Annotated in this window: 14 protein-coding genes; 9 read left to right on the top strand and 5 right to left on the bottom strand. The window is 41.1% G+C overall.

Annotated elements, in window-relative coordinates:
• The first annotated feature begins 180 nt into the window (after positions 1 to 180).
• The 9 genes from N7E81_RS08350 (at position 181) to N7E81_RS08310 (ending at position 12,287) form a co-directional block, all read left to right on the top strand.
• Entirely contained in the window at positions 181 to 1,158 is a 978-nt protein-coding gene (locus tag N7E81_RS08350; RefSeq protein WP_263052839.1) for a hypothetical protein, read from the top strand.
• A complete protein-coding gene (locus N7E81_RS08345; RefSeq protein WP_263052838.1) occupies positions 1,155 to 1,964 on the top strand; it encodes a sulfotransferase family protein in 810 nt (269 codons plus the stop codon). Before N7E81_RS08350 ends, N7E81_RS08345 begins: the two co-directional genes overlap by 4 nt.
• Positions 1,961 to 3,022 carry a glycosyltransferase family protein gene (locus N7E81_RS08340; RefSeq protein WP_263052837.1) on the top strand — a complete coding sequence of 354 codons (1,062 nt, stop codon included), beginning with the start codon at positions 1,961 to 1,963 and terminating at the stop codon, positions 3,020 to 3,022. The genes N7E81_RS08345 and N7E81_RS08340 overlap by 4 nt, the downstream gene beginning before the upstream one ends.
• A 267-nt stretch (positions 3,023 to 3,289) precedes the next feature.
• The gene (locus N7E81_RS08335; RefSeq protein ID WP_263052836.1) at positions 3,290 to 4,342 is read left to right on the top strand and encodes a glycosyltransferase; all 1,053 of its coding nucleotides are present in this window, start codon (positions 3,290 to 3,292) and stop codon (positions 4,340 to 4,342) included.
• Positions 4,335 to 5,138 carry a glycosyltransferase family 2 protein gene (locus N7E81_RS08330; RefSeq protein ID WP_263052835.1) on the top strand — a complete coding sequence of 268 codons (804 nt, stop codon included), beginning with the start codon at positions 4,335 to 4,337 and terminating at the stop codon, positions 5,136 to 5,138. The genes N7E81_RS08335 and N7E81_RS08330 overlap by 8 nt, the downstream gene beginning before the upstream one ends.
• Positions 5,139 to 5,512: 374 nt before the next feature.
• On the top strand, positions 5,513 to 6,730 hold the full coding sequence (locus tag N7E81_RS08325) for a glycosyltransferase family protein (protein ID WP_263052834.1): 1,218 nt from the start codon (positions 5,513 to 5,515) through the stop codon (positions 6,728 to 6,730).
• A gap of 17 nt (positions 6,731 to 6,747) precedes the next feature.
• On the top strand, positions 6,748 to 8,040 hold the full coding sequence (locus N7E81_RS08320; RefSeq protein WP_263052833.1) for a glycosyltransferase family protein: 1,293 nt from the start codon (positions 6,748 to 6,750) through the stop codon (positions 8,038 to 8,040).
• 21 nt (positions 8,041 to 8,061) lie between these two features.
• Positions 8,062 to 8,715: a class I SAM-dependent methyltransferase gene (locus N7E81_RS08315; RefSeq protein WP_263052832.1), complete on the top strand. Its 654-nt coding sequence runs from the start codon at positions 8,062 to 8,064 to the stop codon at positions 8,713 to 8,715.
• Positions 8,715 to 12,287 carry a PKD domain-containing protein gene (locus N7E81_RS08310; RefSeq protein ID WP_263052831.1) on the top strand — a complete coding sequence of 1,191 codons (3,573 nt, stop codon included), beginning with the start codon at positions 8,715 to 8,717 and terminating at the stop codon, positions 12,285 to 12,287. Before N7E81_RS08315 ends, N7E81_RS08310 begins: the two co-directional genes overlap by 1 nt.
• Positions 12,288 to 12,443: 156 nt before the next feature.
• Here N7E81_RS08310 and N7E81_RS08305 read toward each other — a convergent pair whose 3' ends face one another.
• The 5 genes from N7E81_RS08305 to N7E81_RS08285 all read right to left on the bottom strand — a co-directional run bounded on the left by N7E81_RS08305 (position 12,444) and on the right by N7E81_RS08285 (position 21,022).
• Entirely contained in the window at positions 12,444 to 13,889 is a 1,446-nt protein-coding gene (locus N7E81_RS08305; RefSeq protein WP_263052830.1) for an arylsulfatase, read from the bottom strand.
• A 106-nt stretch (positions 13,890 to 13,995) separates the two neighbouring features.
• Entirely contained in the window at positions 13,996 to 14,439 is a 444-nt protein-coding gene (locus N7E81_RS08300) for a hypothetical protein (protein ID WP_263052829.1), read from the bottom strand.
• 72 nt (positions 14,440 to 14,511) lie between these two features.
• Positions 14,512 to 16,143, bottom strand: a complete 1,632-nt coding sequence (locus N7E81_RS08295; RefSeq protein WP_263052828.1) for a SwmB domain-containing protein — start codon at positions 16,141 to 16,143, stop codon at positions 14,512 to 14,514.
• Between the two features lie 23 nt (positions 16,144 to 16,166).
• Complete coding sequence (locus N7E81_RS08290; protein ID WP_263052827.1) at positions 16,167 to 17,915, bottom strand: RagB/SusD family nutrient uptake outer membrane protein; 1,749 nt, start codon at positions 17,913 to 17,915, stop codon at positions 16,167 to 16,169.
• 11 nt (positions 17,916 to 17,926) lie between these two features.
• Complete coding sequence (locus tag N7E81_RS08285; RefSeq protein ID WP_263052826.1) at positions 17,927 to 21,022, bottom strand: SusC/RagA family TonB-linked outer membrane protein; 3,096 nt, start codon at positions 21,020 to 21,022, stop codon at positions 17,927 to 17,929.
• Positions 21,023 to 21,135: the final 113 nt, after the last annotated feature.

Raw genomic sequence — 21,135 nt, 5'->3', positions numbered from 1 at the left:
AATGATGCAATATTGCTTTTAAAAGAAAACCCATTGCAGATTAATTTGGAAGGAGTATCAGGAAAAATCTTAACTTATTACTTCAAATTGCTAAAGATGATTTCAAAGTATAACATACCATATCTTGCAGGTGCACTTATCCGTATTCGACGTTTTACTATCTAAATTCAACATATACCAATGTCAAGTCTGGGACATAAACATGATACAACAGTAATTATATGCTGTGAAAAAGGAGATTTGGAAAATCAATCCATTCTTTTCGTACGTTCTTTGAGAAAGTTTGGGGGTGACTTCAAAAAGTCTAGAGTTTTATGTTTTTGTCCAAGACCGCATAGAACTCCTACAAATCACACATTGAAACTCTTAGAAAAAGAAGAAGTAGAAATAATTACGAAAAATCTCAATCCACAATACTCTGATTATGGGTTTGGGAACAAACCTCTCATCTGTGGTTATGCAGAAAGAAACTTCCCCAGTAGAAATTACGTTTTTTTTGACAGTGATCAACTCATTCTAAAAGAACCTACCATACTCAAATCCTTATCTCCAACAGACACCTTTTTATTACCCGTTGACAAAAAAGGAGTTGGAAGTACTGGATCTGATGAAACCGCTACCTTTTGGAAAAACCTACACAATCACTTTAATATCAAGCAACCAAGAAAATTAAAAACCACAGTAACCAATACAAGTATTTGGAATTATTGGAATGCTGGTCTTTTACCAGTGGTGGGAAACAAAGAAATATACAGTCAATGGCAGGAAACTTTTGAGGAGATGATGGGTAATAAAATGTTTCCGTCAGGCAATAAAACATTTACAGATCAAATATCATTTAGTCTTGCGGTTCAGCAATTAGAGATAAATATAGATCAATTGCCTATTGGCTATAATTATCCTATTCAAGACCATTTTAATACATGCGAAGAAAATAAAATATTAAATGTAGCATCTGCTCATACACTACACTACCATCGATCATTTAAAACTCCCAGCAAAGCTAATAAAGCAATATTTCAATTACTTTCAGAGCATCCCCAATACAATTGGTTTATGGATCAATTTCAAAAAGTTCATTTATATCCACGTCCCTTCACGTATAGGCTCAAATATTATTTTAATAGTTACTTAAATACAGTCAAAAACAGGCTATGATTGACAAAAGAATTTTTATAATAGGTAGTCCACGATCAGGAACCACTCTTTTACAAAACTCATTACTTAGATCAGATAGCATATTCTCTTTTCCAGAAACACATTTTTTTTACCCCCTATGCAACACAAATAAGGTTTTTAAAAGGCTACATATCAGTAATAAAAAAAAAATATCAAACCGTTGTAGGGAGTTGGGGATAACCACATCAGAAAGACCATACAGACTAGACCATTGGACTTACAAATATTGGATCTCCAAACTGGTGGATCACCTTGATTCAACTGCTATTTCCAACGGAAAACGTATATGGATAGAAAAGACCCCTATGCATCTTCACTACATCCCAATCATATCTAAATACGTTCCCAACGCATACTTTATTCACACTCTACGTTCTGGCAAGGATGTAATAGCTTCCATTTACAACTATTCTACCAAGCATCCAGACATCTGGGGAGAAAGAAGTTTAGAACAATGTATTTCAAGATGGAACAGTGACATTGTGATATCAAAACAGTATGTCAACACTAAAAAACACATTTTTGTAGTCTACGAAAAATTCATCCAATCAATAGATGCAAACACAAAGGACATTCTAAAACAACTCGACATAAAGCAAGATATATCAGATTTTACAGATAAGAATTTCGATCAAACTGTATTAAACAATGAACCTTGGAAGCAAGGTGTGAGACAAGACATAACAAGCACAAATGACACGCTGTTTAAGGAGACTCTATCAGAAAAGCAGCAAACCATGATCCTCCAAAAAATTCAATCCACAGACCTTAGCATATTCTCATGAAAGTCTTATTTGTACTGAAAGAAAATCATGGAAACCCATATAATTTGCTCCTGCAACAAGGACTAAAAGACCTTAGAATTGAGTGTGAACATTCAATAGAGCATTTTTTTGACTCTACCAAAAAATATGATATTATACACTTTCAATGGCCTGAAGCCATTTTTAATTGGAAAGAAATTTCTAATCAAGACACCCTACGGGTTAAGCAACACATCGATAGACATAAAAATGATGGCGCAAAAATCATCTACACAAGACATAATGACAAACCTCATTTATTACAGAGCAATTATCATTCACTATACAGTTTGATATGGTCTGAAAGCCATACAATTATTGACCTTTTAGAAGACCGATTGCTTGTAAAAAAACATTCGAAATTAGTTGGGGTACCTCATGGCCGATATCCTGCTACCATAACTCCTCGCGAAAAATCCCTAGAACTCCTTAACATCCCAAAACCATCGTTTGTCATCTTAGTTTTTGGTTCTGTCAGGAATATGAAAGAACAGGAGTTGATTCAAAATATCTTCTATGAACTCAAAATCCCCAATAAGATATTAATAGCCCCTGGCTGGGGAAAGGCAACACGTCCTTCCTTATTCAAGGAGCCTATCGCTCGACTTAAAACCGAAATCAAAAGCAAAATATTTTCAATTCAACCCAATGTTCTAACTGCCGCTTCATTTATAAGTGAAGAGGATGTCAAATATTATTTCAGTGCTGCAAATGTGGTTTTACTCCCTAGAATCAACACTAGAAATTCTGGCGTACTACATTTGGCTTTTTCTCATGCAAAACCTGTAATTGGATTAAATACTGGTAATATTGGGGTCATCCTCAAAGACAGCAATAATTTTTTGTTTGACGGCACTTCAAAGAGTAGTATTAAAAAGGTTTGCATGAAAGTTTCAGATTCTTTTCGAAATGGTAGTCTCGAAAAATTAGGACTCATTAACTTAACATACGCCGAAGAAAACTGGGACTGGAAATCAATTGCAAAACAACATCTTGAAATCTATTCTAATGCCGTAAACAAGAATACCCTAACACAATAAAGTAAAAAAACATAGTTCTGTAGAATCACGAGCAAGCTCATTACATCTTCAAAACTACCATCAGCCAAAACCACCAAATTGAGATCAGCTGATAAAATGGAAAAGTGATTACAGGGACTTACCCACGCTACCATTGAGTATGAAATTCGGCTACTAGAGACGCTCGGTATTGCATAGGACGTTAGTTCAATCAAGGCTTGACAAATTTCGAAAACCTGCCAAGCCTTTTTTGTGCTATCCACCACCTTCTCTCTATCTTACATCACAATGAAATTGACGGGTAAAAACATATTGCTAATCTCCCCCGAACCCTGGGATCACATCTATGTATCGAAGCACCACTATGCACGACACCTAGCGGAGCGGGGCAACCTAGTGGTGTTTGCCAATCCAGCAGGGAACCGCTGGCAGGTGAGTGACTCGGAGGTGGCAGGTCTTCAGGTTTTGGATTATCCCAAATTTGTCAAGGGACTGAGAAAGCTACCTTCCTTTGTTTCTCAAAGACTCATCAAACACAAACTCCTACAGATAGAAAAGTATTGTGCCCTCAAATTTGACATCATCTGGTCTTTTGACAATTCAGTATTCTTCGACTTCACACTGCTGAATACCTACAATATCTCGCATATTGTCGATTTGAATCAGGATTTTGAAATAGCCAAAACTGCTCGTACAGCCGATATTTGTCTAGGCAACACCGTCCAAATCGTAGATCGTCTCCGAATCAACAATACCAACGCTCATTTCATCAATCATGGGTTAAATCAAGGAGTTGAGAAAACTCCGCTAAACATAAAGTCTGATCATTTGAAAATTGGCTATTGTGGCAACTTAGACATCCCATACCTTGACTGGGATCAAGTACAAAGCGCATTTGAGGAGCTACCCAACGTTGACTTTTACTTGGCAGGCAACTGTGAGCACAACTTAGAAAAAATACAACACAAGAATGTCACCCATTTAGGAAAACTAAATGCAAGTCAAATGGCTAGCTTTTATGACGAAATGGACCTGCTCATCCTCTGCTACCTATCTGATGACTATCCAGATCAATTGGCCAATCCACACAAATTCATGGAATACTTGGCCACAGGCAAGCCCATTGTAGCAAGTTTCACAAGCACTTATGCAGACCTGCAAGAGATACAAATGTCCTATAGCCAAAAAAAATGGTTGCCATTATTAAAACAAACTATTGCTGAATACTCCACATGGAATACCCAAGAGCTATCTGACAAAAGAAAAGCAATCGCAAAAGACAACACCTACCCCAAACAAATCAAAAGAATCGAAAAACTGATTAATGAAGCCCATGCCTAATTTAGTGTCCATCATTATGCCCGTCTACAATGCCGAACAATACGTGGCAGAGGCTATTGATTCGGTGCTGGCGCAGCAGCATGACTACTGGGAGCTACTCATCGTCAACGATGGCAGCACCGATCGATCCGACGAGATCATACGGGGTTACACAGACGCTCGAATTCAATACTTCAAGCAAGACAATGCTGGCGTCAGTGTCGCTAGAAATGTAGCCATGCAGGCCATGAAAGGAGACTACTTTTGCTTTCTAGATGGAGACGACCAATTAACAGTCAGTAGCCTGTCTAGTCGACTAGAGGTCTTTGCTCAAAATTCTAAACTGAGTTTTGTAGATGGAGCCGTCAGCAACAGAACCGAAGACTTGTCTAAAGAAACAAGCCAATGGATGCCGAATTTCAAAGGAGAGCCCTTATCTGATCTCATTTCCCTGTCAGGGAAATCATTTTTTGGAGTGACTTGGATGATCAAAAGAGCCCCTAATTACAACTATGCCTTCGATCCTTCTTTCACGCATGGAGAGGACCTATGGTTCTACATCCAACAAGCCAAAAACCATCAATACAGTTTCACATCAGAGGTCATTTACTTGCGACGTATCAGTGCAGGTTCTGCCATGTCCAATCTACACGGCCTCGCCAATGGCTATTTGTCACTGGAAGCAAAATTATCTCAGCTTGATATACCTCCATGCCTTCTATCTGCCTATCGAGCAAAACGAAAAAGCATCATGTTCAAAAGTTATCTAAGAGCTGGAAAGGTACTTTCCGCTTTTAACTATTACTTCAAGACCTGACCATTTACTAACCGTCATTATCCGACAGAGGGGCGAGGCACGAGCACGGGAGATCGAGTAATCCCTATGGGTAACAGAAGACCTCAGTAGGCAACCGCAGCTTTTGCGCTCACCATTGGAGATAGCCCGATCTGTCGTCGGGCTATGATGTGAAAACGGCAGCGCCCTCCACGAGAAATAATTCGATCAAAGACAAACAAAAGCCTAAACATCAAAACGTGACTAAACTGATAAGGAAAATCAAAAGCCAAATTTGTTCAACCTGAAATAGAAAACCTGCCAAGCCAACCCCACAAAAGCAGATACTTAGTATCTTGCCGCACGTTTCGTCTATGCTGAGCTAAATTCCGCTACCAACTCATGGCAATTATCACATGAACCACCCCATTCCCATATTGGTATTCATCTACAACAGCTACAAAGACCCCCTGTTCCAGAATTTGCTATTACAATACATCAAAACGTTGAGCCAAAACGGGAACTATCGATTTGACCTCATCACCTTCGAACAACCTCAATATGCTCTCTCAATAGAGGAGACCAAACTGGAAACGAATGAATTAGAAAAATACAATATCTACTGGCATCCTAGAAAATTCCACACCGGCCGTTTTCTTCTGTTCAAAAAAGCTTTTGATGTCATATCTACTTTCTTTCAGATTATTCGAATCAAGGCCACCTACAAAACCCGCTACATTTTTGCATTTGCTAATGTAGCGGCAGCCATAGCCGTATTGTTTTCACGATTCATGAATTTAAAATTGGTCATTTACAGCTACGAGCCACACAGTGATTTCATGGTCGAGCTTAAACTATGGTCAAAGCAAAGTTGGAACTACCGCATTCTCCACTGGTTAGAAAAAATGGCGGCTCAGCATGCCAGTGACATCATGACCGGCACCATCCACATGGTAGAAAAGCTCAAATCCGAAGGCATAAAGGCAAACCTATATCGAGCCCCCACCGCAGTAGACCCAGACACCTTTTATTTCAGACCTGAGTCTCGTGACCAGCTCCATCAATCTCTGGGAATTGACGACCAGCACGTCTATATCTATCCTGGGAAATTCGGCGGATTATATTATGAACGAGAAATCATTGCGCTATTCGGGCAGCTCTATGCACAGGATCCCAAGAGCTATTTTTTGGTAGCTACAGATTATGACAAGAACCAGATTCATAGTTGGTTCGAAGAAGAAAACATTCCTACTACCTCCTACCATCTTCGGGCATTTATCGACGCCGCTCAAATCCCTGACTACCTCAGTGCTGCCGACATGGGCATAGTAGCCATCCCGCCCACTCCTTCTCAAAAATTCAGGTCTCCTACCAAAGTGGCAGAATACTTGCTCTGCGGTCTCCCCTATATTACCTGTCAGGGAGTTTCTGAGGATGATGAGTATGCCACTGATCACGAAGTAGGTATAGTTGTTAATGATTTTTCTCGTGAGGAAATTAGTAAAGTGTATCCCAAAATCGACCAAATTTTAGCACTCAATAAAAGTGAGCTTAGAGAAAAATGTCGAAAAGTAGGTCTGGACTATCGATCAAGGGAAAGGGTTGATCACCTACTACAATCTATCTTTAAATAAATCAGGCAGCCAAATCTATGAAAAAAATCATCATATTTTCCTACCATGCCTTGCCCTTTGATGTCATTGCCTCGTATCGCGCCAACGCCTACTTAAAACATTTTTCCAAATTCGGCATAGAGCCCACTTTGGTCACACATGACTGGGGCTCTCCCGACTGCAAAGAAGTAAGACATGAAAAGCTAGCTTACGGTCGAGTCATACGAATTCCAAAGGGGTTAGAGTTGACACCAAAATGGAGAGTCCAATTTGAAAAAATTCCGTTCCTTAACAAACTAGGAATTCTATTGAGGTGGGTGAGTGGATATTTAGACAATGACCCCCAAATGATAGGTAATTACAAATCGTATTTAAAGCACTGTAATGAGATTTTGTCTGCCAATCACTATGACTGTATGTTGGGGATTTTCTCCCCACATCACCATCTACGATTGTGTCACACCCTGCATGAAAATTTTAAAATCCCCTACATTCTTGATTTCCGAGACCTCTGGAACAATAGAGTTATCCATAAAAATTACAAGCCAAATGTAACTGAAAAAATACAGGATGCCATCACTAAATTCTACTGGAAAAAATGGCTTTCTAAAGCAGCATTTTTCTCCATTACTAGCGAAGACTGGAAAAACAAAATCAATGAATTTAGCTCTACTAAAGGCATCGTGATACACAATGGCTTTGACCCTGAAATGTTCGAGAATGTTGTTCCTACTGACACCAGCACCTTTACTATTGTACACGGGGGCTCTTTGTACGAACACCAAAAATTAAATATCTTCTTGGAAGGCTGTAAGCAGTTTATCGAAAAAGAAAAACCAAAAAATTTCAAAGTCAAATTCATAGGAGCTGATCGAGGAAATGCCTTTCCTGGGCAGCTTTCTGGTTTTATGTATAACCCTGTAGATAGAATCTACTCCCTACTTGATAAAAACTATTGTGAAGTAACCAAGAGGATACCCAAGCAAGAACTAGCACAGGAAATAACCAACTGCCAATTATTATTGTTTCCATCTTTGCCCGACTCACCTGGTACGCACTTGGGTAAAATATTCGACTATGTGGGTAGCAAAAAGAACATTCTTATGATCCCCGACGACAATAGTGTGGTTGGGGAAATGGTAAGAGAAACGAAGGCAGGTGTCATCTGTAATGAGAGTGAGGAAGTGTGCAAGCGACTTACTCAATTACATAAAGAGTGGATTTCAAACGGCTATTTAAAATATGAAGGCAATATCAAATTAATTAACAAATATTCCAGAGCAACACAAGTACAAGAACTTGCCTTGAAAATTCACCAATTCATGAGTTAATAATAACTTTGAATCAAAAAAATGAAAGAAGAAAAAGATTCCACGTATTACGATGAGTTATTCGAGTCTAGGGCTAATTATAAAAAGACCTATAAAGAAAGCTATTATTGGGTTCACTGGACACAAGTAATAAAATTTTTAGGAAAAGATAAAAATCAAAAAATTCTTGAAATTGGTTGTGGTACTGGTCAGCTAACTGAGTACTTATTAGACGAGACATTCAAAAACTATGTGGGGTTTGACTTTAGCACAAAAGCTATTGAAATAGCAAAAAAGCAATTACCCGATTCAACATTTTTTGAAGGAGATGCGTTAGCTAAAAGCAGCTACGATATAGAGTATGATACGGTTATTTGTCTAGAAGTGTTAGAACACGTGACCAGAGACCTAGATATCATTCAAAATATTGAAACTGGGAAAACAATTATTTTTAGTGTCCCAAACTTTTGGGACCCAAGTCATGTTAGAATTTTCAACTCGGAGCGAGCAATTAAGAAAAGGTATTTTACACTCATCGACATTCAAGCCATCGTACGAGTTGGTAATATTTATATAGCCAAAGGCACTAGAAGTGATTTCAAACCTAACTTGTTGCAATCATTCTTAAAAAGCCGTGAAACTGTAAATGTTTCTTCTTTCATAAAAAGAATCAAACATCGACTAGACAAACTTTAATGCGAGTAGTATACTTTTTAACACTCACCCTATTCAGTTTCAAATTGTGTAAAGCACAATGTCCAGTAAGCAATTTTAACCTTGCTATTGAACATTGTATAGATGAAACACTAGCCATAGAAAACAACTCAACTCTTGCCACAAGCTACTCTTGGGATTTCTGTGCAAATGATGATTTAAAAAATGTTCCCTCTTCTTATCTAATTACCACAGGAAGCTTATCAAGTTGCTATGATGTGGACGCCGAAATAGATAATGGAAATATAATAGCATTTGTCCCAGCTCGATCAAACAATTCTCTTGTTAGAATAAATTTTGGAACATCCATAGGGAGCAGCCCTTTAGTGGAAAATCTCGGATCATTTTCAAACTTACTCAACTCTCCAACTGGCATAGATGTCTTTTGGGATGGAATAGGTTGGCACGCCATCATAACAGGCGATACAAGTTCAGAAATCTATTTACTCAGCTTTGGCAACTCATTACTCAATACTCCAAACATAGTTGAAATTTCTAGTGGAATGACTCTCAACGTCCCTACTGCAGTCAAAATAGTACGTGAAAACAATCAATTCTATGCATTTATTGTAAATGCTAGCTCTTCAAATGTAGTCTTAATCGATTTTGGCAATTCAATTAATGAAACATTTACCTTTAGCGAATTCTCCTTTGCAGGCATCAATTCAGGTACTGCCATTGATATTGTAAAAGAATGCGACCATTGGGTTGGCTTTCTGGTAGCTAGAAGCCAAGCTACATTATTCAAGTTAGATTTTGGAGATCAAATCTCTAATACCCCAGTAATTACAGATGTAAGTTCTCACATTGGGTTTTCGCTAAACGATCCCCTTGGCCTAAGCATTGATACTGACGGAACTGGCTACCAAGGCTTTGTTACATCAAGAAATGGCCCGCTTTATAGGTTTGATTTCAGTACTTTAAATGATTCACCAACAGCTATAGATTTAGGCAATTTTATGTCGAGTAGCCGAGATTTTGGTGTGGACTTAGTTAAAAACGGAAGTAAATGGGACTTATTAATGGCTAATTTTCAAGGACGACTATACAATATAGATTTCGATAATGTGTGCGAATCCAATATTCAAACATCCATTTCATTTCTACCTGAAGAGAAGATATATTTTGAATCAGGTGGCTTTTCAAACAAAGTAAGTCTCTCTGTTTATGATACAGACGAAATACCATATATCTCAACCCAATCAACAATCATTTCAAATAACACCGCTCCCGCCATTTCCTTCACCACTTCTTCCAACGAATGCATCGGGCAATCCAATACCTTCACGCCCATCGACGGAGGTGGGTTGACTTATGAGTGGAGCTTTAACGGCGGGACTACTATCGGCAGTACAGCCATAAGCCCAACTCATACTTTTTCTCAAGTAGGTGATAGCGTAGTGGTTTTAACTGTCAACGACGGCACCTGCTCCAACTTGGTGCAAGACACCATATCCATCTACCCAGAGCCTGTGACGCCTACTTTCACCCCTCCGGTGGCGCCGATCTGTACGGGAGCCGAACTTACCTTTACCAACGATTTTGACGAAACGGCTTACGTCGGAGCCACTTTGACCTACGCCTGGGACTACAACGGCGAAGGCAGCAGCTCTGACAAAGACGGCGCCTTCACCTTCGACACCGACGGCAGCAAGACCGTGACACTCACCGCCAGTATACCCGGCTGCGCTACGTCGAGCGCCGAACCAGACATCGACTTGATCGCTGGCCCCAATATTGACTTTTCCATCCAAGACAAGTGCTTGGGCGATGTTACTCAATTTACCAACCTCACCTCTGGATCAGGTATCACTGGAGAAACCTGGATATACGGAGATGGGGATAGCTTTGCCTCTGGAGGCCTAACCAGCCCTACACATAAATATACCGCTTCCGGCAACTATGAGGTATCCCTTACCGTCGCCAACAACCTAGGCTGTAGCAATGAACTCGTGCTACCCCTAACGATCGATGACAAACCTGTAGCTAATTTCGCCTATGGGCCTCCTTGCGAAGAAGCGCCAGTTCAGTTTGTAAATGAGTCTACTAGTGGGGCTTTTGCCAACATTGAAAATTACCATTGGGATTTTGGTGGGTTGGGTACCTCTGCAGAAGAAGATCCCATTTTCACTTTCGATCAAAAAGGCATTTATCCCGTCGAACTTAGAATTGAAAGTACCTTCGGCTGCAAAGACACAGTCTCCCAAAATGTAAACGTGAAACTATCTCCAATGGCTGCTTTCAGTATAGACCTTGGCTGTCTAGATGCGGCTACTCAGTTTATAGATCAGACCGAAACAGAAGTTGAAAATCCGATTAATACTTGGTATTGGAATATCAATGGAGACATTTTACCGAATACCCAAAACCCTATAGCTGTCTACAGCACACCTGGAGACTACACCGCCACACTCACTGTCACTCCAAGCAACTTGTGTACTAGTACTGTGAGCCAAGGTTTTACAATTCATGATCTGCCAGCGGCTAATTTTACAGTAGACAACAACTGCGACAATGAGTTTACGGTTTTCGAAGATGCTTCTACTTCGGCAACAACCAACGTAGTGGCTTACAACTGGACATTCGGAGAAGAAAGTACTGGCAATAGCAATCCTGCATTAATTAATTTCGAAACTGCTGGCAATTATGAAGTAAGCCTAACAGCCATAGATGATATCGGTTGCGAAGGAATCGTCCAAAAAACGGTAACGATCTACGCCTCTCCTACAGCCAATTTCATCGCCAGTACAGACATTGGCTCTGCCCCACTTACAATCGATTTCACCAACCAATCCAACGATGCCGATAGCTACTTGTGGACCTTCGAAGACACTACCCCTGTCACCAGTACCGAAATCAACCCACAACACACCTACCTTACCCTTGGTGATTATAACGCCTCACTAATTTCTAGTACGACAGAAGGCTGCAGTGACACCTTGACCATACCTATTACCGTAGCTGAACCTATCTTAGATTTGGAACTAGTACAAATCACCACCGAAGAGCAAAATGGCAAAACCAACCTGACACTTACCGTAAAAAATAGTGGGAATGTCACCCTTAATGGCTTTGATATCCGAATCGATTTAGACAATCAGTCGTCCATTTACGAAAGTTATGAAGGGACTTTGCTTAGAAATCAAATCATCACCTATCCACTCAACTTTTCGTTTGCCAGTACAGCCAACAACATTGGCTATACCTGTATCACAGTAGAAGATTTAGATGAAGAGTTTGAAGATATAAATATCCAAAACAATGAAGGGTGTATCGATTTTGCTCAAGAGCTAGTCGTGGAAAATGCATACCCAAACCCAGCAGGCCATAACGCATCGAACATTCGACTCAACATGATACTACCTGCCAAAGGCCCTGTGCAGATCCTATTGCTTGATGCTACGGGTGCGATACTCTATGAAGATATATATACAGGTACAACTGCAGGGCTCAACAGCTTTTTTATCGATATTGCTCCATATAATCAGGGCATGTATTTCATCCGTGTGATCTACGATCAAACGGAATCTACTCAACGATTTGTAAAATCTTAGCTGAAAAATTTAGAGTCTTAAATCTCCTTTAGGTTTTATTTTCATAAAAAAGGGACTATCTCAAAAATCCTATTTATCCAAAAATATCTATTGAACATTCAGCCTAATTGCTTATATGACTTTTTTTAGACAGTCCCTTTTTCAAAATTTGTTTTTTTATTGAAAAGGAAAAAGCTGAGAATCCTGATGCTCATCTATCATGATTTGCTTGAGCTCTGCTACCAATTCTGGATGACTATCTGCCACGTTGTTTTGCTCTGATTCGTCCTCTTTGATATTATAGAGTTCAATATTGTCATACCCGTTTTTCTTCATATTATAAGCCACGGCTTTCCAATCCCCCTTTCGAACGGCCTTGCGTCCACCTCTCACATTAAACTCCCAGTACAAATGGTTGTGCTGGGCTTGCTCACCTGCACCTAGTATAGTAGGCAACATCGATAAGCCATCAGTAGACGCTTTCAAATCTACACCTGCTATATCAGCAAAAGTGGGCATCATGTCCCAAAAGGTAGACACATGTTCACTCATTGATGCGGGCTTCACCTTTCCAGGCCAAACTACGATAAAAGGTGCTCGAATGCCTCCTTCGTATAGATCACGTTTGTATCCTCTAAGGCCTCCATTGCCATTAAAAAAATCTGGGTCTGCACCGCCTTCTATAGCTGGGCCATTGTCGCTCGTGAAAATAACGACCGTATTGTCTGCAATACCTTCTGCTTCTAGTTTGTCTACAATCTGAGCTACATAATTGTCGATGCGTGTCACCATCGTGGCATACACAGCATGAGGGGCTTCTTGCGAACAATACTTGTGCAACTCGATATCGGGTCCATAGTCGGACAAATAATTGTGAGGCAGCTCAAACGGTTTGTCTTCAACATATTTGCCTTTGAAGGTATCAAATATAGAATCTTTGGGTGATATCAGTTCGGCATGAGGCAACACCAATGGTACATAAGCAAAAAAGGGCTCGTCTTTATTATCTTCGATAAACTGCAAAGTGGCGTCTTGTATTTTTTCTGGCGCATACACTTCCTTATTTGTCCAGTCATTGCCCTCCAAAGTCACTTTTTGTTGATTGTGCCAGAGATATGCCGGATAGTAACGATGTGCCATTCTTTGGCAATTGTAACCATAAAACTCGTCGAACCCTTGCTTATTAGGGTCTCCCTCCGTACCTACAAAGCCTAGTCCCCACTTGCCAAACGCTCCCGTTTTGTACCCGGCCTCTTTCAGCATTTCGGCTATGGTGTAGGCTTCAGCAGGCAAAGGCACCTGTCCTTCTTCTCCTATCTCTTGATTGCCGCGAATAGGTGTATGGCCGGTGTGCTCGCCAGTGAGTAAGGAAGATCTTGAAGGCGCACAAACCGCCGATCCAGAGTAGTGCTGTGTAAACTTCATCCCTCTTGCAGCTAGTGCATCTATATGGGGTGTTTCATATTTTTGCTGACCATAGCAGCTCAAATCTCCATAACCCAGATCGTCTGCCAAGATGTAGACAATGTTGGGTTTGCGCTCTGTGGCTTGCTCTGCTGCAGGAGTGGTACAGCCTGTTGCCATCCATACCAGCACCAATGCCATACTTAATTTTTGTATCACTATTCTCTTTTTTTGCTTTACGTTCATCGTATCCGTAGGTAAGAAATAAAAAAAGCAAACAGCTATAGAAGTATATAGCCGTTTGCTTTCTTCATTAAATTTTCAATTAGTTGTAACGTTCCTCTTCCGCCACCTCTGCGGTATATACTAGCGTAGTCACTGTGGCATCTTCTTCTGTAGTAGTGATCGTCATCGAGCCTACCCCAGTAGCTTTGTCTGCACTTATTTCATAGTCCAGTGTATGTATAGTAGTGGTAGAGTCTTCTAGCAAGATTTCTTCTTTGGCAGAAAAAGTAAACCCATAGTTTACCTCATCAGAGGCATCTATATAGTCGTAAGTCTCCGTGCTTTCTAGCAAATCTTGTTTTACGAAAGTAATCGCGAGGCTTTTCTCTTTGTACACCTCCAATGCAAATGGAGCGTCTGTACCTACTATTTCGGTCACAGAGTAGACAGGCACCAGTTCCAATTCAGACATGGGCCACACTTTTTCGTCACAACTGCTTGCCACGACTGCAAGCAGACCTAATGCGAATAATAAATTTTTCATAATCAGTATATTTTATGTAGCCACTCATTGGTTTAGAAAAACCAATGAGTGGTCTATTGATTCAAATAAGAATTAAGGTCTTAGTTCTAATGGCACAAAAGAGATGTCATCTACATAGAACTTCTGAGCCCCAGTCAGTGCTGGAGAGTCGGCTTTATTGTATTGCAGCACCATTTTGGTAGTAACTGCCGCGGTAGTAATGGTCTGAGACAAAGTGACCCAACTGCCTTTGGCTATTCCAGTAAAATCCCATTCGATCAACTGCCAAGGCGTTAAGTTTGTACGTACACCTTCGATACCTGATGCAGGGTCTATCCACACTTTGATAGACATCGTGTACACATCTGCAGGGAGTGTCATATCTCCATCTCCATGGGTAGTAGTAGCATTAGGCACAGCAGCATAATCATCTGTACTCCATGACATAGAGAAGTCTCCAGTTGCTGCCTGGTCGCCAGACCTTTGCCACTGAGGGTGCTGCGACCACCAACCTTTAGCGTTACCGTTTGTGTCTACATAGGTTTCGAACCCATATCTATCCGAATCAGTAAGTACATTAGGCGCCTTATAGGTCTCTACTGCTGCTGTACTAAAATCCTGCAGATCACGAGCATCAGTAGACTTAATCGAACCTCCTGCATAACTCACTGTAATGACATCAGAATTGTATATTGGCTGACTCAGGGTCAATTCTAACATTGAACCATCTTCCGAGTTGACCGCCAAAGACTGTACGGGTATATCGGCATCAAAAGCTGCATCTGCATTGGTCACATGAACGGTAAAATTAGCCGTTTGTCCAGCTAGTGTATTGTCATCTATGACACCTGCCACTTGAAATGTAATCACTTCATCTTCCAGTTCGCTAGCTTCACCGATCAATTCGAAGGGAGCTGCAGAAGACACTACTCTTACTTTCAAAGGAATAATCTTCGACCTGCTCTTGGTAGGTCGATCACCTCCTCTAGTAGAAGTAAACCTACCCAAGTTGGCCGTAGTGCCATACTGCAAAAAGCTAATGACAGCTACCGAATCGCCAGACGTAGCAGGAGTACCCGCTATCTCCCAAGATCTTCCATTTGGTCTGTCCTGAGTTGTCATATCTACAAACGTCAGTGTCGTATTGACTTCTACATCGATAACAGGCCAATCCGCTATGTTTTCTGTAGAGGTTATACTGTCACTAGGTATGTTTAGAATCTCCGTTCCGTTTTGAAAAACTTTGAAAGCAGGTTCTAGGTCACCATATACATCTACTACCATCGTAGTATCTATCACCCATACGTCTGTTTCTTGATAAGCCTCTAAAGGAACTGTACCTGGGTAGGTAACTGGCTCACTAAAGGTGTTATAAAGCCTTACTGTATTTAAGCCAGTTTTGGCAAACAAAACATTGATTGTTTTTTCATCTGTTTCCAGACCAGCAGTTTCATCTATGAAATGTGCCAGGGTATCGTTATTACTAAAACCATTTTTCAGAAAATGATTTCCTTCTTCGATGACCCACTTATGACTCAATTCATTCTGTGACAAATCCATAAAAGCGATATAGGTATCTACATCTATGCTGTATGGTGTACCCGGGTGTATACTGGTATACCAAGACACATCTACCACTTTGGTAGGTGCTACATACTCGTCCTCTGCACACCCTAATATGAAGGTTAGCGCAAAAAGAGCTAATATTATTCCTCTATTTTTCATAATCATGATATTTAGGGTTGTCATTACTTAATATTTGGGTTGCTCACCACTTCGCTGGATGGAATTGGCAGATAATCATGCAGCTCTGGGTTGTAGTTTGCTGCAGTCAGATCATATTCATAGTCTACCGTGATTGATGCCAAAGCCCCTGGATTAAGCACCAATGATGACTTGAATCGTGTAGCCGTGGTACCGTCCATTTTAGAATGTGTATAATCCACCAGATAGTAGGTTTCCTTCGATAGTTTTTCGAAATTCTCACCAATCTTGCCCCATCTACGCAAGTCTATCCATCGCGTGGCATGCCCTTCTACTGACATCTCCAGAGGTTTCTCTACATACATCAGGTGATCCATCAAAGTGGCCTCTGTATAGACTACATTGTCGTAAGTACGAGTAGTAGACCCTCCACTAGGCCCTAACAATATCAATCCCCATCTGGCTCGAATATCGTTGATTAGTGCAAGTGCTTCTGCAATTTGCCCTTTGCTGATATAACACTCCGCAAGCATCAGGTACACATCTGCCAATCTGTTTACGGTCACGTTCTTACCTGAATTCCAACTGCCACGAGGCAAATCATTTTCATCTTCCAAATAGTCATGATTGCTATACTTTTTATACAAAGCGAATCCCCACCCAGTAGCCGAGTTTTTCATATTCGTGCTCACATTATCCGTCAGGTAGTAAAGGGTCTGCTCGTCTTCGATCAAAGCCACCATCGCTGAGGCTCTCAATGGCACGTTTCTTTGCACTTTGCCCGCGATAGGGTCTATATAGTAGTTTCTATCATCCAGTGGATCCATTGGCTCGTTCTTATACTTGCTAGCCAACCATGCAGGTGTGAAAAAACCTGTAGAGGCCACTGAGTTGTTGACCATCCTGTTAGACAAACTCTGCTCGTCCCATTGTCCCAAATCAGATCTCAACTCTTCATTGTATACGATTTCGAAAATAGATTCATCGTTGAACTCACCTGCGGTGGTGAATAGTAAATCCAAGTCCGTTACCAACTTATAACCGTATTCAGGGTTGTTAATCACATCTTCGAATAGTGGGATCGCCAAGTCTATTTCTCCCTCGTGTAGATAGCTAGTACCCAAAACGGTAGCGGCTGCGCCAGCTGTAGCCCGTCCAGTCTTCACATTTTCTTCATACTTGGCGGGCAAATTTTTATAAGCAAAATCTAAATCTGCTCTAAAAAACGTAAGCACTTCTGCCGCTGGAGACAATCCTTTGTTGAAGTCTTCTTGTGAACGAGGCACAAAATCTCTGATGATGATCTCGCCTTTGTTATAAGTAGAATACAAGTAAAAATGCAACAGACCTCTCAAAAATCGGGCTTGACCCATTTGAATCTTCCACTCTTCTTCATTGACTGTCCCTTCGAGATTGTCGAGTGCCTCGATGACTTGATTGGCCCTAAAAATCCCTAAATAGCAACCTTCCCATTTCTGTCTGATCGAATTGGTGCCATCTGTATAGGTCTTGTAGTACCACGACACGCCTTCAGCAGTAGCTGTAGGAGTAGGTCTACCATATCCTGGCCATCCCATGTCTGATTTCCAGGCTTCTTCTGTGATACTCAATACAAAATGATTGAGCAATGAAGAATATGCTGCATTAAGTCCCGCATTGGTATCATTTAGATCAGACCAGTAATTATCTGTAGCGGTCTCATTAGGGTTAGTCTCCTCAAGAAATTCCTCCTTACATGACGGCATAATGCCTATCAACAGCACTAGGAATAAGTATTTTATATTTCGTTTCATATCTCTGCTTATTAAAAGTTAAGATTTACACCAAGTAGATAAAGGGCAGTCATCGGGTAGTTGCCTTTGTCCAGACCTCTGGATTGTATACCCCCTCCGATTTCGGGATCGTACCCTGTGTACTTGGTGAATGTGAATAAATTTTGCGCTGAAGCATACACTCTAAATTTGCTCACGCCTACTTTTTCTAACACACCAGCAGGAAGAGAATAACCGAGCGTAATGGTTTTCAGACGAATATAAGAACCGTCTTCTAGCCATAGATCTGTGTACCCTTTATAGTTATCGTGCTGTTTCAAATCTCCACGATAAGCTGGAATCGAGGTCACAGGATTAGCCTCTGACCAAGCAGATACTAAGTCTTTGTGTCTACCATAGGCATAAGCCGTAGCTTTTGCGCCATTCATCACTTCGTGGCCTAGCGCAGCGTACCATTGCATAGAGAAATCGAATTGCTTGAAACCTGCATTGAAATTGGCTCCGATCTCATACTCAGGCAATCCACTGCCTTTGTATACTCTGTCTGATTGTGAAATTGCTCCATCTCCGTCACTATCTACATAGATCAAGTCGCCCATTCTGGCGTTTGGATTGATCTGCTGATAGGCGGCCAATTTTTCATTGGTATCTGCGATGCCGTTGGTTTCGAAGATAAAGAAGGCTCCAGCCTCATACCCTTCGCTAAGTACAGTGACCTGCGATTGATCCTTGGCACCTGATATCAAACCGAAATCATTGGTAAAGACAAAACCACCCTCTCCATTGATCTTAGTAATTTCATTCTGATTGGTAGCAAATGTACCGTTGATGCCCCATTTGACTCCAGCAGTAATACCCTGATAACCCAGCGCAAACTCCATTCCTTGGTTTGTCATGTTACCCACATTGAGTACTACTGAAGAATTGGCTCCACCTCCAGCAGATCCTGGTAGTACAATCGGGAATAGCATGTCTTCTTTAGATGTATTGTAATAGTCGGCCGACAAGGTCAAGCGATTACCAAAAAAACCAAAATCAGCACCAAAATTGGCCTGCTTAGAAATTTCCCATTTCACCAATGCGTTAGCATAGCTTGTCTGAGTAGACCCATTGGCTAGTGTCTCTCCACTGCCTGAGTTGAAAGCATAATCCACGCTTCTGGTAATACTCGCCGAGTAAGAATATGGATCGAATCTTTCGTTACCCACAGTACCATAACTGGCTCTTAGTTTAAATCCATTTACTGTATTGACCAAAGGCGTCCAAAAACCTTCTTCTGCCACGTTCCAACCCGCAGATACAGAAGGGAATACGCCCCATCTGTTTTCTGAAGAAAACTGAGAAGATCCGTCTCTTCTGACACTGGCACTTATCATGTATTTGCTTTTATAGTTGTACTGTACACGTCCCATCATACCGATTAGTCTGCGCACATAGTTGTTGTCCGAATTCGCAGATGGGCTTTCGGCAGCACCGCTGAGTACTTTGATGCTATTGTCTAGTACGCCTAGCTTCTTCGCATTATAAAACTCATTTTGATAATCCTCTACTGAGTAAACTGCTGTCAGAGATAGGTTATGCTTCTTGTTGAACGTCTTGTTGTAATGTGCTCTCACATCCCAACTCATAGAACTTTGATTAGCCGTCAGCATCTCTACGCTACTATTAGAAGGGTCCGAAATAAGATCTCCTGAAATCCTGTCGTATACCTCCTGATATGGCACAAATCTTTTTCTGTAGTCATTGCTAGCCGTAATCCCTAATCTACTCGATACGGTAAGCCCTTTGACTATTTCATAGTCTGCATTGAAATTGCCAAAGACCCTGTTGCGCTCCATATGATCTTCGTTGTTGAAACTGGCCAACACCCAACCCAGCCTGTTGCTTTGAGCTCCACCTAATGTAGAAATTGGCTCATCTGAATCTAAATCTAAATTATCTTGTGTAGGATAATATTTGATCGTCTGTGTGATAATCCCTCCTGGAGAGTATGATGTTTCTTCGAGCGACATACCTACACTAGAAAATAGTTTCCACTTACCATTTTTGTAAGTGGTGTTGATACGCGTGTTAAGTCTTTCGAAATCTGAATTGACAACTACTCCTTCTTTGTTATAATAGCCAAGTGTCACATTGTAAGCTACATCTCCAGATCCTCCAGAAATATTAGCACTATAGTTTTGAACAGCCGCTTTGTCTATAAAAACCAATTCACCCAAATCAGTATCGTTTTGAAAATTTTCTGGTGATTTGGCTAACTCAAGCACGATTTGATTGTCAGGTGTTCCAGAGATATTTCTCTGTTTTACAATATCAAAATAAGTCTGCTCTTGTGCATTCATCAACGGAGTACCAGAAGTAATGTCCTGAACGCCATAGCTACCGTCCAAACTCACTCTCATGGTTCCTTTTGTACCTTGTTTGGTAGTGATAAGAATAACCCCCGACGATCCTCTAGTACCATAGATGGCTGCCGAAGCGGCATCTTTCAATACATCGATGGTTTGGATCTCATTAGGGCTCAGTCTAGGGTCACCCTCTTGAGGCACTCCATCTACTACGTATAACGGTGTGCTGGCACCTGCAATAGAGCTCACCCCTCTGATCTGTATTTCAGCAGATGCCCCTGGCGAACCAGAAGACACTACGTTTACACCGGCGATCTGTCCTTGCAGAGCAGCCCCCACATCAGAAGTCACAAATCGGGTAATGTCTTCGCTCTTCAACTGAGCCACAGCACCAGTCACTTCTATTTTCTTTTGCGAACCATATCCTACGACTACGACCTCTTCGAGTTCGGTATAATCTGGGTTCAATTGTACATCTACTACACTGCCAGTCACGGCAACATCCACCGGTTTCATCCCGATAAAACTGAACCTAAGCGTTTCGCCTTTTCCTGCAGAAATTGAAAAATTTCCGTTAATGTCGGTGACTGTACCTTTAGAGGTACCATTGACCAACACGTTGACACCTGGTAACTCTGACCCATCCGTAGCATCCGTCACTTTTCCTTTCACGATGTTGTCCTGAGCGATTGCTTCTGACCCCATGGCCACAATCATCATCAGCACCAAGAAAGCAGGGTATAACACCCTCTTATAATCTGGTAAGTATTTTATTTTCATATAAATAGAATTTCTAATCGAATTTATTTTGCATCATTATCGTGTGTGTTTCGATAGATGACCCTCGTCGGCATCTTTTATATCGAACTTTGCACTGCCCTCAAACGGGGTTA

Source organism: Reichenbachiella carrageenanivorans (genome assembly GCF_025639805.1).
In the GTDB taxonomy this organism is placed as follows: domain Bacteria; phylum Bacteroidota; class Bacteroidia; order Cytophagales; family Cyclobacteriaceae; genus Reichenbachiella; species Reichenbachiella carrageenanivorans.
Note: the sequence above shows the minus strand (reverse complement) of the source record. Positions and strands in the feature narration are given on the sequence as shown.